The following is a 12,995-nucleotide window of genomic DNA, read 5'->3' on the forward strand; positions in this document are numbered from 1 at the left end:
TTTGTTTTGATATTTATCAAGTTTAGCTTGTATCGGCGCGCAATAGGAAATATTTAATTTTATTTCCAACTACTGTTAACATTATACTAAGTGAAAATATATCCGCTATGGATTCTTTGCTTTTATCTTATATAAAATTCTTTATTATTCTATATGCTCAGTATTGCCGCTTGACTGAAGTATTTTTTATCATGCCAGCGAAGCATGGTCAATTGATTCCCCCAGACACACCCTGTATCTAAGGGATAAATATTAGTGTGTGAACATTGGCCCATTAACGAAGCCCAATGACCAAAAACCCAAGCAGTATTATTGATAGTTTTAGATAACTCATACCACGGCACTATGCTGGGAAAATTAATATCATCAGGAGATTCTTTTTGGTTAAACTCTAATGAGCCGTCACTAAAGCAGTAGCGCATGCGGGTAAAGGCATTAATACTATAGCGAAACTTGTCAATTTCACTTTTTGCTTGCAGCCAACTATTAGGCTCTTCACCATACATAAGTGCTAACCAGGTATTACGTTCACTACTGGCAAGTTTAGAGTGGACAAACTGAGCTTGCTCTATGGCATCGGCTAGTTGCCATTGTGGGGATATGCCCGCATGGCTCATGTAGGCATCATTAGTTATGGCTTGTTGTTTAGCTTGAGAATATAGCTGAGGTATTTTTTGTAATAAGGGTTGCGCCGCTAGCCAGTCCATCAAGTCATCAATATCATCAGCAGCCAATAGTGCAGCTAACTGATCTGATTTTTTAGCTTTTTTAATACCAGCATGCACTGCTAATAAATGTAAATCGTGATTGCCTAAGACCACCTTGGCACTTTCACCAAGAGATTTTACTAAGCGTAAGGTTTTTAAAGAATCAGGGCCGCGAGCGACTAGGTCGCCCGCAAGGTAGAGGGTATCTTTCTTGTCATCAAAATTAACTTGCACTAACAGAGCCGTTAATTCGTTAAAACAACCTTGTATATCGCCTACCAGATAGATCGCCATAAGCTATACCATTTTGATTTAGTTTCTTTTCACTCAGCGAGAGTTAAAAGGTTTAGAGGCAAGGCATTGATTGAAGAGAATGGTTATTCCCTTATCAAAATCAATAACGTAGGATGTAAGCCTTTTAAACTCGCCCTTCGGGAGTTTGTCAGCGACTCGATAACCGCACTGAATTCCTTTCATATAGAAATAACTATAATGTAAAAAATTCAATTTGTTCTCAAACCGCTGATAAGCTATGAGTGGGAACAAACTGAGTCAAATTGGTATTACTCTGCTTCTGGCGCAGAGTCCTTATTTAAATCGTTTTTAGCACGTTGAGCTAGTCTGCTTTTTGACATATGTCTTTTTTCTTTTACTGGCTCAACCTCTGGTGGGTTATCAAAAATAAAGTTGGCAAGCTTAATATATTCATCAATGCTTAGGTTTTCTGGGCGTAAATTTGCATCAATATTTAATTCAGCTAGCTGCGCTACGCTAACTAGTTTCTTAAAACTATTTCGTATAGTTTTCCTGCGCTGACCAAAGGCGGCTAAACAAATAGTATTTAAGGCCTTGATATCTTTAACAGGGTTAGCAATATGTTCGTGCGGGATCAACCGAACAATGGCAGAATCAACTTTCGGTGCGGGTTTAAATGCTTCTGGACCAATTTCCATCACAGGGAATACTTGGCACTGGTATTGAGTCATTATTGATAAACGACCATAGGCTTTACAATGAGGACCTGCGGCCATACGCTCGACCACTTCTTTTTGCAGCATAAAGTGCATATCTTTCACTTTATCTTTGAAAGTAAGTAGGTGAAAAATTAGTGGCGTGGAAATGTTATAAGGTAAGTTACCAAAAATTCGTAATGGTTTTTCTTCGCTAGCTAACTGAGCAAAATCAAATTTCAAGGCATCTGTTTCATAGATGGTTAAGTCATCGGCTATAAAAGGATGGTGACGCAGTCTATGAGCTAGATCTCTATCTAATTCTACTACCGATATTTTACCTGCTCGTTCAATCACTGGCTCAGTTAATGCGCCTAAACCCGGGCCTATTTCTACAAGGTTTTCACCGGGCTCTGGATTAATAGCATCGACAATATCACTGATAACAGCTTCATTATGGAGGAAGTTTTGTCCAAAGCGTTTTTTGGCTTGGTGACCTAAATGTTTTTTATCGTTCATAACTCTTTCTTTGTTAATCTATTTGTTACTGGCTAAGTTGATAGCATTGCGCATCGCTTCAATGAAACTACCTGAATCCGCGGTACCTGTACCAGCAAGATCTAGTGCTGTGCCATGGTCGACCGAAGTGCGAATAAAAGGTAGCCCAAGGGTAATATTTACCGATGAACCAAAGCCTTTATATTTTAGCACGGGCAGACCTTGATCATGGTACATGGCTAAAATAGCATCCGCTTCAACAAGGTACTTTTCTTGAAAAATGGTATCCGCAGGCAAAGGACCAATGATATCAATGCCATCGGCACGAAGCTCGGCAAAAGCAGGCTCCATTACGTCAATTTCTTCACGGCCTAAATGACCGTCTTCTCCGGCATGAGGATTGATGCCACAGGCATAAATTTTAGGTGATTTAATACCAAATTTTTCTTGTAAATCCTGGTGTAAAATACGGGTTACTTTTTGTAAACGTTCAGCCGTTATAGCTTTAGCAACATAGGCTAGCGGTATATGTGTGGTAACTAAAGCGACTCTTAAGCCTTCAGTCGCCAGCATCATCACCACGTCGGTACAATTAGCTTGATTAGCAAAGTATTCAGTATGACCACTAAAGGCAATGCCAGCTTTGTTTATCAAGCCTTTATGTACTGGGCCAGTAACTATGGCATCGAATTCGCCAGAGATATTTTTTTCACTGGCTATTCGCAACGTTTCTACCACATAAGCACCGTTGGCACTGTTTAAGGTCCCAGGGGTAGAGGGCTCAGCCAGTTCGACATCAAGCACTGTTAAACTTCCAGATTTTTGTGGGCTTGCGGGAGCATGCTGATCATAATCGATTATGGTCAATGGTAAAGAGAGTAGTTTTGCACGCTCTAATAGTAATGCTTTTGAAGTAATCACCACCATTTCTACTGGCCAATCTCGCTGGGCAATACTAATGACTATATCGGGACCTATACCTGCAGGCTCGCCTGGCGTTATTGCAATGCGCTGAGTCATTACTTGTTATCCTGTTCGAAAATTTCAATGTAGGCTTCATCTCGAGTCTCTTTCAACCAGCGAGTACTCTCCATACCATACTTACGGTTAAAGAGAATTTGATGAGCGCGATTTGTATTCATTTGTGAGGTGGCATCAACCATGCGGCGATCGTTCAACTGAATTATATGCCAGCCAAAAGATGAGCGGAATGGTTTATGTAGTTCGCCTTTCTTCATTGATGCTAACGCATCTTTAAAGGCTGGATCGTAGCTGGTTGGATCTGCCCAGCCTAAATCACCGCCACGTACAGACGTCGGCCCTTCAGAGTGCTCTTTAGCTAAATCTTCAAAAGTGGCTTCTCCAGCGTTAATTTGGTTTAAGAAACCTTGTAGTAGGTCCTGTGCTTTTGCATCACTCAAAATAATCGAAGGTTTAATTAATATGTGACGTGCTTTTACTTCTTCGACTTCAACAATTTTTCGGCCACGAATATCGAGTACTTTAACTATGCTGAAACCTAAGCCCGTACGGATAGGGCCAACAATAGTATCTTTAGGCTTTTCGTTAATGAGCTCGGAGAAAAGAGTCGGCATTTCATTAATATTTTTCCACCCCAAATCACCACCTTTTAAAGCATTAGCATCACCTGATGAGGTAATGGCTATTTTGGCAAAGTCAGAGCCATCATTGAGTAGTTCAACAACTCTATCGGCGCGAGTTTTTGCTGCGGCTAAGTCCTCTTGGCTCGCATTAGCGGGGAACTCAATTAAAATATGACCTAAATGATATTCAACATTATTACTGGTTTGTTCTTTCATTATGTTGAGTAAGTTATCGATTTCTTGTGGTGAGACAAATATCCGACGTCGAACACTATTACGGCTTACTTCGCCAGAAATTAGCTCGGTACGGACATTTTCTCGGTATTTTTCATAGCTACTACCCTCATCAATAACTTTTTGACGAAATTGAGCTAAAGTCATTTTATCGTCTTTAGCCATATTGTTTAGCGTCTGATCCAGCTGAGCATCACTAATTTGGATACCCATACGCTGGCCCATTTGGCTAAGCAGGCTGTCATTAATTAATTTATCCATCACCTGAATACGTAAAGCTTTATCCGATGGTAGTTCTTGGTTATTACTTTTAGCTTGTTGTTTTATGCTGGCAAGTAAATCATTAACTTCAGATTCAAGTACTACGCCGCTATTAACTATGGCAGCTACTCTATCGAGCAATTCCTCATTGGCGTGAACGGGGGATACAGCACTAACGATAAGGCTAGATACTAACAATATTGTTTTAATGGTATTTTTCATTATTTAGGTCTTGTTTTATATTTTATAATTTTCGAAGGTGCTAATTTCTTTATGTTAATTTTGCAAATGATAAGGGCGTTTATAACCAAATATGCTCTTATCAAACATTTCTTGAGTGCCGATGGCTGATTGCTTGCCGTCTAAGCCCTTAATGATGAACTTGATGCTAATGCCAGTATCAAACTCTTCTCTACTCTCCTCAGCAAAACTAGCTGGGTCTAAATTAGAATTAATATGGCGATGATAGGCAATACGTACTGCCCAGCAACAGCTTTCATACTGAAAGCCTGCATATGATTCTAAACTTCTATTTTGCTGTAAATCTTGCGTTAAACGTCCGACAAAGGCCCAGTTTTTGTTAATCGCGAAGCTAGTTAATAGTGAAACTTGTTCTAAGCTATCTCCTGAGACATTACGAGTATAGCGATGGTTCAATTGTACTAGATTATATTTATCAATTTGATAATCAACTTTGACTTGCCCTTTGTTGGTAAAGTCTTCGATGGTATTGTATTGAATATCGCCACTCACCTGCCACTGATGATTAACCCGATAAAACAAATCAGCTGCGACTGAGGACTGATTATCGTTAATGCTGTCATTATCAATTAACAAGGGGTCATTGGCAAGGTCAGTATTTTTATCACCAAGATATTGAATGCGGCCAATACTCACTCGAATTATTTCCATGTTTTCTTCATCAAGCAATCGGCTAGTAAGCCCCCAGGTATACTGGTTAGCTGCTGCTATTCTATCTAAACCACTGTAACTTGTATCTCGAAATATACCATGAAAATCGTCTTGCAAGAGCGTGGTATCGTATAAACCAATGTTTGATTGATCTTTTTCTGGCACGTAAAGGTATTGTAACTGTGGCTCTAAGGTATGACGGTAGCTTTGCCCAAAAGCAACTAGCTCTCTATCAAAATTAATACCACCATGAAGACGCACTTTCGGTAAGGTTCTTTCGACAGTCTCATCCAAGTTGCTTCCTTGAGTAATATTATCTTGCTGATAATAAGTGTGCATTACTTTTATTTCAGAATTTATAAACCAAGCAGGTCTAACTATAGGGAAAATAAAGCCCGCCTCAACATGGTAACGATTAGCTTCTACTTGATCTTTTTCTGAGGCTTGGAAACTCGTTACTTCGGAATAAAGTTCAAATTGGCCAGCTAAAAAATTTAACGGTTGCTGGGCTGATAATTCAATGTGCGGTAAAGTTTTATAACTCGGTTGATGATCACCTAGTACTTCGAAATCTTGTACTTGCATTGTCGCTTGCCATTGCTCACCAAAGTATGCCAACTCACCCGTTTGATAAAGGTAAGCATCATTTGAGTTATATTGCTTACTGCCAATATCGACTAAATAATTATCATCACTGATGGTGGTATAATCGATATAAGCGCGGAAGTCGTCAGAAAAAGTACCTACATGTTGAAAGCGGGCTAAATAACGTGGATCGTTATTAGACTTTATTGCTTTGTCATTATCTAAATACTCAAGATCAATTTTACCTGATTGCATATCATTTAAATAACGAAATTCAGTTTGTAATTGCAAGCCACGCTTAGACATATAACGTGGTGTAATGGTGGCATCATAATTTTCGGCAATATTGAGATAAAACGGTGCGGTAACTTCAAAGCCAGTATTGGTACTTGTTTCTATTTGAGGGTATAAAAAACCGGTCAAACGTTTTTTTGAAATTGGAAAAGAAAAATAAGGCACATAAAATATTGGTACATCCAATACCCTAAATTGTGCATGGTAAGCTTCACCAAAATCGCCACTGGCAGATAAATTAATTTCAGCGGCTTTTATTTGCCAGTCAGGCACTTCTTGCAAGCAAGTAGTAAACGTTGAGTCCACTAAACTGAGTAGGCCATCACCATCAATGGACAAACTTCCTGCTGTACCGTGGCCAGGATTACCGTGGAGTTGATATGAGGCAGCAGTCATCTTTGTGGCGCGATCTACTTTACTTGCACTAAGGGTCTCTGCAAAAATGTTAATTTGTTTGCCTTGGTAATGAATATTGCCAACCGCTTCTATTTGCATTTTTAATCGATCGAAGGCCAGTTGGTCGGCAAGTATTCTTTGGCTTTTATCAACCAAAATAACCGAGCCATTAAATTGAGCTATTTGATCTTGTTTAATACTGGCGTGTAATGATGAAATACGGATGTTGTCATCAAGGACCTCAGGAATGTCGATGGCAATATCATCAAACTCAGGTAATGGGCATATCATTATTTGAGTTTCAGGCGCTTGGCTTTTTACATCAGCGTTCGCTTGCGTGACTTTTGATAAGCATGCTAGCAACGTAACTAAGGTAAATTTCAATGTACGGGAAAAAAGCATTTATTGTCCGATAAAGGGTGAAAGTTTTTATAAATTGATTTTCTAATGGTGAATCAAGTATTTTAACGGCTAATTGCTTTATGATATAGCAATTTTTTCAGTTGGACTAAATTCTTCTGTCATAGTTCACCAGTAAACAAGATATTATTATAAGGAATGCTCAAAAATATGCATATTTGGGGTAAGGTTTTAGGGTTTTTGTTTGGCTTTATGCTCAGTAAAACCATATTTGGTGCTTTACTTGGCCTTTGGCTTGGTCATATTTTTGATCGTGGCCGTGGTTTTAATTTTAATGGTTTATCTGGCGGTAAAGAAGATGATATCTCTAGACAAGCCGCCTTCTTCTACACCACTTTTTCGGTTATGGGCCATGTAGCCAAAGCTAAAGGGCAGGTGACTAGCCATGAAATTGCTTTTGCTAGTGCCTATATGGATAAACTGGGACTAAGTACTGAATTACGACAGCAAGCTCAAGATGCCTTTCGGGAAGGTAAGTCTTCAGGCTTTCCGCTCAAAGACCGTCTGGTAAAATTTAAGCGTTTGATGGGCAATAGACATGACTTATTGTTAATGTTTCTGGAGATTCAAATTCAAGTCGCTTTTAGTGACGGCGAGTTAGATAGTGCCGAGCGTTCAGTTCTGCATACCATCGCTAAGTTTCTAGGCTATTCCGCTCGTGAGCTTGATAATTTGCTGGAAATGATTATTGCCGGTGCTAACTTTCAGCAGCAAGGTAGCGGCTACCGTCAGCGAGGGCAAGCACCTACTAGCGGACAACAACTTGCCAATGCCTATAAAATACTCGGTATTGAGCAAGGTACAGCGATGCCTGCCATCAAAAAAGCTTATAAAAAATTAATGTCTCAACATCATCCTGATAAATTAATTGCCAAAGGTCTACCACCAGAAATGATGGAAAGTGCCAAACAAAAAACTCAAGATATTCAAGCAGCCTATGATGTGATTGTTAAACAGCAAAAGTAATCATAATTAAGTTAGGAAATTCATGCAGAAAGCTAAAGTAGAAAGATAAAGAAGAAAGTAAAGCTGAATAGTCTTAGTACTTGTGTGCAGAGAGCTTTACCAACCAATAGCTTTTAGCCACCCATTGATTTGATTCAATAACTCCTTTTCCGGGTAATAGCCGGTAACATTGTTATTGAGTTGGCGCTGGCGGTAATACACTTTCATTTCTTGTTGGGCAAAAGACTTTCTTTGTGCTGCTTTTGCTAATACCAGTGGGTTATCGTGTTTAAGGTATAGATCAAGTACTGGTAGTTCAGTAAAGGCTAATTGACGGGCAAACTCTTCATTGACGCTGTTGGTCAGAGCTTGATTACTTTTTCTATAGCCACTTAGTAATATAAGCGCGTTTGGTAATTGGTTACCTGTTTTACTATATAAGTCTACCAATAGAGCGGCATTATTCCCCTGAGCAATGACCAGCACTATGCCAGGGTATTCTTTTGCTGTATTCATCACGGCATTCAGCATTGCCCCAAGTTTGTTTTTATACTCTTTAAGTATTAATTCATTTTCTTTTTTCTGCTCGGCAACTGTTATCGCCGTCGAGGGATAATTGTCTGGTTTGTTACTAGGTTGTATGGCAATGGTACTCCAACCTTGCGCAGGTAAAGCATTACGTAAAAAGTTGATCGCTTTTGGGTTGGTAGCTCCTTGCTGCCATTCAGGTAATAAAATAGCCACGCCTTTACTATTCGCACTGGTATACCTTTTCACTAACGTTAGATAATCATCAGGTCCTGCCAATAAAGGTTTCACTTGTTCACTTGCTAGGTAGTGTTTGAGGTCTGCTTTATATTGCTTGGTTAACGGGATCGGTTCTTTTATTGTTGTTGCAGTATTAGCTTTCTTTTGAGATTTATCTTGTGCAGTATCAGCTTTTTTTTCTTCAGCAACCGAGGGAGCGATTGTGCAAATATAAATAAGCGAGCAGATAAGTAAAGCCCATAACTTTGAACTGCCTTTCCTTTGACTGTTTGTGCTTCGAATTTCTTTATCAAGACTTATCTGTTGCAATTATCTTTCCTCTACGGACTAAACTTCCTACGCTTTATATCGACCATAGAATAAAAAGCGTGAAAGAAATAACGTTAAATAAATGGACAAGGCGCGTTAAAACTAATGGCTTGCTCAGTACTTGGGTGAAACAAACTTAACTGCAAAGCATGTAGCTGTAATCTATTTCTCATTGTTAATGCTGGCTCTGGAGCATAAAGTCTATCCCCTAGAATAGGATGGCCTAAGGCGAGCATATGTACTCTAAGTTGATGTGAACGGCCAGTAATAGGTGTTAACTCAAGCAAGGTACTTGCATGTTCATCTGTTGAATTACTACGGCTAAGCACGCGATAATGGGTTAATGATTGTTTGCCATTTTCATGGTCTACTTTTTGTTTTGGTCTATTGGGCCAATCACATATCAAGGGTAAATCGACACTGCCTTCATCTTGCGCGACCGAGCCAAAAACTCGGGCAAGGTAACTTTTTTTGGTTTTTCTCTGTTCAAATTGACGGCTAATGGCGACATGGGCAGGTTTGTTCAATGCCATAATCATTATGCCTGAGGTTGCCATATCTAATCTATGCACAATAGTGGCAGTGGGTAATACTCTTTGCACACGGTTTTGTAAACAATCTTGGTGTTCAGGTAAACGCCCTGGCACACTTAAAATACCACTCGTTTTGTTTATAACCACAAAATCATCATCTTGGTAAATAATATCAAGATAAGGTGACATGGTGGGGAGGTAGATAAAATCGGGATTTGCGCTCATTACTTTCTCATGAATTTATGGCAGAGCTAAACTCAAAACAACCTAGCCCTGCGTCATTAATTTAATACAATTGCTGTTATAGCAATCCGCATAAATAAGAGGTCACTTTTTATACTGATTTTTTATTAATGGGTAACCACTATCATGCGAATTGCTTCAAAGGTCAATTGTGCCTTATCAATATAGTGGCTTAACTCATCTTGTTGTTGGCTAATAAAATCAATCTCTTCTTGGCGAACACTTGGATTGATTGCCTTTAACGCGGTTAATCGTTGTTGCTCTAAAGAAAGTTTATCGTTCATCGCCGCTAAGGACTTTTCTTGGATAGCTTTAACTTGCTTAGTACCGTGGGTTTCGGCTTTAGCAACCAAAGGTGTAATTTGAGGTTTAAGCGCTTTGATAAGTTGTAAGGCCATTTGTTTTTTAACTGGCGATAATTGTTTATCAAGTACTTTTTCACTGACCTTATCCGCTAAGTTAGTGCCATTTTTATCTACTAAAATCCTAATAGGCGTAGTCGGTAAGTAACGACCTAGTTGTAAATGTGCTGGCGCAGTTGCTTCCACAGTAAATAAGCACTCAAGGAAGAAGGTGCCTACCGGTAGCGCTTCATTTTTTAACAAGCCAATACTGGCATTACCAATTTCATCACTTAAGACTAAGTCCATGACGCCACGCACCATAGGATGATCCCAAGTTAGTAATTGGTAGTTTTCATTGGCTAAAGCAGTATCTCTATCAAAAGTAATTGTGGTGCCGTCTTCTGGTAAACAAGGGAAGTTGCTATTAAGCATATGTTCGCTTTGATTTAAGGCAATGGCATTATCGGCTTTATCATCTTGTTGCACACCAAAAACATCCAGCGCTTGAAACATAAACTGCGGCAACCCTATGTCATCATCGGCTTGTCGAATCTTTTCAACTAATTCAAGTGCGCGCCCTTGACCCGAAGAGTTCAGTTCTAATAATTTGTCTCGCCCTGACTCTAGCTCAGCTTTGATGGTTAAGTGCTTTTGCCAAGTATCGCTAATAAGCGCTTCGGCCTCAGCGGATTGCTGCTGGCAAGTTAACGCTAGCGATAATAATTGCTCGCCAAAGCTTTCAAATACTACTCGACCGGTAATACAGGTGTGCTCAAAAGCTTGCATACCTTGCTGATACCAATCAAATAATAATTGCTGTGCAGAGTCTTCAAAGTAAGGCACGTGAATACGGATTATCTCTGTTTGACCTATACGATCTAAGCGACCAATACGCTGCTCTAATAAATCAGGATTACTTGGTAAATCAAACAATACTAAATGATGAGCGAATTGGAAATTACGCCCTTCACTACCGATTTCAGAACAGAGTAAAAGTTGTGCGCTATCTTCATCTTGAGCAAAATAAGCGGCGGCTTTATCACGATCAAATATTGATAAACCTTCGTGGAACACTGCGCTGCGAATACCTTCTTTAATGCGCAGAGCAGCTTCTAAATCAATGGCAGTTTGCGCGTGGGCACAAATTACTAATACTTTTTCTTTATTAAGTGATTGCAGTAGCTCAATTAAATAATCAACTCTAGGATCAAAATCAGTCCAAGTGTCATTTTGTAGGTTTAAACCATGGAGCATTTCCGGGGTAAATATATACTTAGCTTGCTTAGATTTAGCTAATACTCCTGGGCAGTCACTAAGCATAAATTCATTGATGTTATCTTGATACTGCTCTGGCATAGCTAATGGTGCGGGTACTACTTGGCGTGCCGGAAAGCCTTTAATTGTGTTGCGCGAGTTTCTAAATAAAATACGGCCAGTACCATGTCTATCGAGTAATTGTTTTAATAAATTTTGGCGTACCTTGGCTGAACTTGCCGAGTCAGCCTGATTTAATTCAGTTAACTGGGCGCTGATATCGGTTTCTTTTAACAAGTCAGCCAATGTTTTTTCTTGCTCAGCGTTAAGTTTTTCACCATCGACTAAAGCATTAGCGGCATCAGCAACCTCGCTATAGTGGGACTCTTCTTCGGTAAATTTTTGATAATCATAAAATCTGTCAGGATCAAGTAGACGTAAACGGGCAAAGTGGCTTTCATGACCTAATTGATCAGGGGTAGCTGTTAACAATAAAACCCCAGGGATAACTTTTGCAAGTTGCTCAATACATTGGTATTCAATACTTGGCTTGTCTTGTTGCCAGTTTAAGTGGTGCGCTTCATCAACGACCATTAAATCCCAGTCTTCACTGACAAGTGCGTCATACCATTCTGGATTATTAGTAATAAAGCCTAAGTTAACCAGTACCAGTTGCTCTGAACTAAAAGGGTTAGCTTTTTTACCATCAACATAATTATCTTGGCTGGTTTCAACACAACGTTCATTATCAAAAATACTAAAATTAAGATTAAAACGGCGTAGCATTTCTACTAACCATTGATGCATTAAAGACTCTGGTACTATGATGAGAATTCTTTTAGCGCGGCCAGTAACTAATTGTTGATGAATGATTAAGCCTGCTTCAATGGTTTTACCTAAACCCACTTCATCGGCGAGTAAAACACGAGGAGCAAAACGATTACCCACTTCATCGGCAATATAGAGTTGATGTGGTATCAAGCTAACTCGACCACCTGTTAGGCCCGTTAAGTCAGATTGTTGCTGCTGATATTGATGTTGTAAACAGTCTTTACGCAAGCGAAACCAATCTAAACGATCTACTTGGCTATTAAGCAAACGGTCGTGCGGCTTATTGAATTTAATAAAATGATCTATCATCACTTCTTTTAAGCTTGCTTGCTCTTTGGTGTCCTGACGTATGCCCGCATAAGTCAAAATACCATGTGATTCACTCTTTGACTCTACTTTTAACATCCAGCCTTCATGGCTGGGAACAAGGTCACCTTGATTGAAGATAACACGGGTTAAAGGAGCATTTTCTTTAGCATATTGTCGAGACTCTCCGGTCGCAGTGTAAACAATATTAACAAAGCGGTGTTCAACCCCAGTTACTGTACCCAATCCTTGATCTGATTCACTGTCACTGATCCAACGCTGACCTAGCTGAAATGGCATAAACTTACTTCTCCGACGATTGCTTAGTAATTACTTTCTATTTAATAAAACTAGAGACTAAGCATTAAAAACTTGGGGTAAAAAAAGGGCGCTATAATACTCTTTATCATAGACGGAATCATTAAAAAATTGTGCTTGCTTCACGATAATTTAGAGATTATTGTGGAACAGACCAATTCTATTAATTTATTGCTAGCTCAGCGCCGCATTAATAGGCTTGGTATAAGCTATACTTTAGTAGGTATAGATTAAAGTATTGCTCTTTTATATTTGTTTTGTCAGTGACTCACGGAGATAGCCC

General features: G+C 39.4%; 9 protein-coding genes. 1 reads left to right on the plus strand and 8 read right to left on the minus strand.

Annotation, left to right across the window (positions count from 1 at the left end; genetic code table 11):
* Positions 1 to 149 precede the first annotated feature (149 nt).
* From HRT55_RS05950 to HRT55_RS05970, 5 genes are all read right to left on the minus strand, one after another.
* Positions 150 to 1,001: a symmetrical bis(5'-nucleosyl)-tetraphosphatase gene (locus HRT55_RS05950; protein ID WP_291619644.1), complete on the minus strand. Its 852-nt coding sequence runs from the start codon at positions 999 to 1,001 to the stop codon at positions 150 to 152.
* 269 nt (positions 1,002 to 1,270) lie between these two features.
* Positions 1,271 to 2,176, minus strand: coding sequence for a 16S rRNA (adenine(1518)-N(6)/adenine(1519)-N(6))-dimethyltransferase RsmA (rsmA, locus tag HRT55_RS05955; RefSeq protein WP_291619646.1), 906 nt, complete (start codon positions 2,174 to 2,176; stop codon positions 1,271 to 1,273).
* A gap of 18 nt (positions 2,177 to 2,194) precedes the next feature.
* Positions 2,195 to 3,175: a 4-hydroxythreonine-4-phosphate dehydrogenase PdxA gene (pdxA, locus tag HRT55_RS05960; RefSeq protein WP_291619648.1), complete on the minus strand. Its 981-nt coding sequence runs from the start codon at positions 3,173 to 3,175 to the stop codon at positions 2,195 to 2,197.
* Positions 3,175 to 4,476 carry a peptidylprolyl isomerase SurA gene (gene surA, locus HRT55_RS05965; protein WP_291619649.1) on the minus strand — a complete coding sequence of 434 codons (1,302 nt, stop codon included), beginning with the start codon at positions 4,474 to 4,476 and terminating at the stop codon, positions 3,175 to 3,177. Before surA ends, pdxA begins: the two co-directional genes overlap by 1 nt.
* A gap of 54 nt (positions 4,477 to 4,530) precedes the next feature.
* Positions 4,531 to 6,843: an LPS assembly protein LptD gene (locus HRT55_RS05970; RefSeq protein ID WP_291619650.1), complete on the minus strand. Its 2,313-nt coding sequence runs from the start codon at positions 6,841 to 6,843 to the stop codon at positions 4,531 to 4,533.
* 168 nt (positions 6,844 to 7,011) lie between these two features.
* Between HRT55_RS05970 and djlA the strand changes: the two genes are divergently transcribed.
* On the plus strand, positions 7,012 to 7,827 hold the full coding sequence (gene djlA / locus HRT55_RS05975) for a co-chaperone DjlA (RefSeq protein WP_291619651.1): 816 nt from the start codon (positions 7,012 to 7,014) through the stop codon (positions 7,825 to 7,827).
* 96 nt (positions 7,828 to 7,923) lie between these two features.
* On the opposite strand, the gene HRT55_RS05980 is transcribed toward djlA, so the two are convergent.
* From HRT55_RS05980 to rapA, 3 genes are all read right to left on the minus strand, one after another.
* The gene (locus HRT55_RS05980; RefSeq protein WP_291619652.1) at positions 7,924 to 8,883 is read right to left on the minus strand and encodes a DUF3530 family protein; all 960 of its coding nucleotides are present in this window, start codon (positions 8,881 to 8,883) and stop codon (positions 7,924 to 7,926) included.
* A gap of 74 nt (positions 8,884 to 8,957) precedes the next feature.
* Positions 8,958 to 9,641 carry a pseudouridine synthase gene (locus HRT55_RS05985; protein ID WP_291619653.1) on the minus strand — a complete coding sequence of 228 codons (684 nt, stop codon included), beginning with the start codon at positions 9,639 to 9,641 and terminating at the stop codon, positions 8,958 to 8,960.
* 125 nt (positions 9,642 to 9,766) lie between these two features.
* Positions 9,767 to 12,694: an RNA polymerase-associated protein RapA gene (gene rapA / locus HRT55_RS05990; RefSeq protein ID WP_291619655.1), complete on the minus strand. Its 2,928-nt coding sequence runs from the start codon at positions 12,692 to 12,694 to the stop codon at positions 9,767 to 9,769.
* Positions 12,695 to 12,995: the final 301 nt, after the last annotated feature.

The organism is Colwellia sp., assembly GCF_013214175.1.
In the GTDB taxonomy this organism is placed as follows: Bacteria; Pseudomonadota; Gammaproteobacteria; order Enterobacterales; family Alteromonadaceae; genus Colwellia.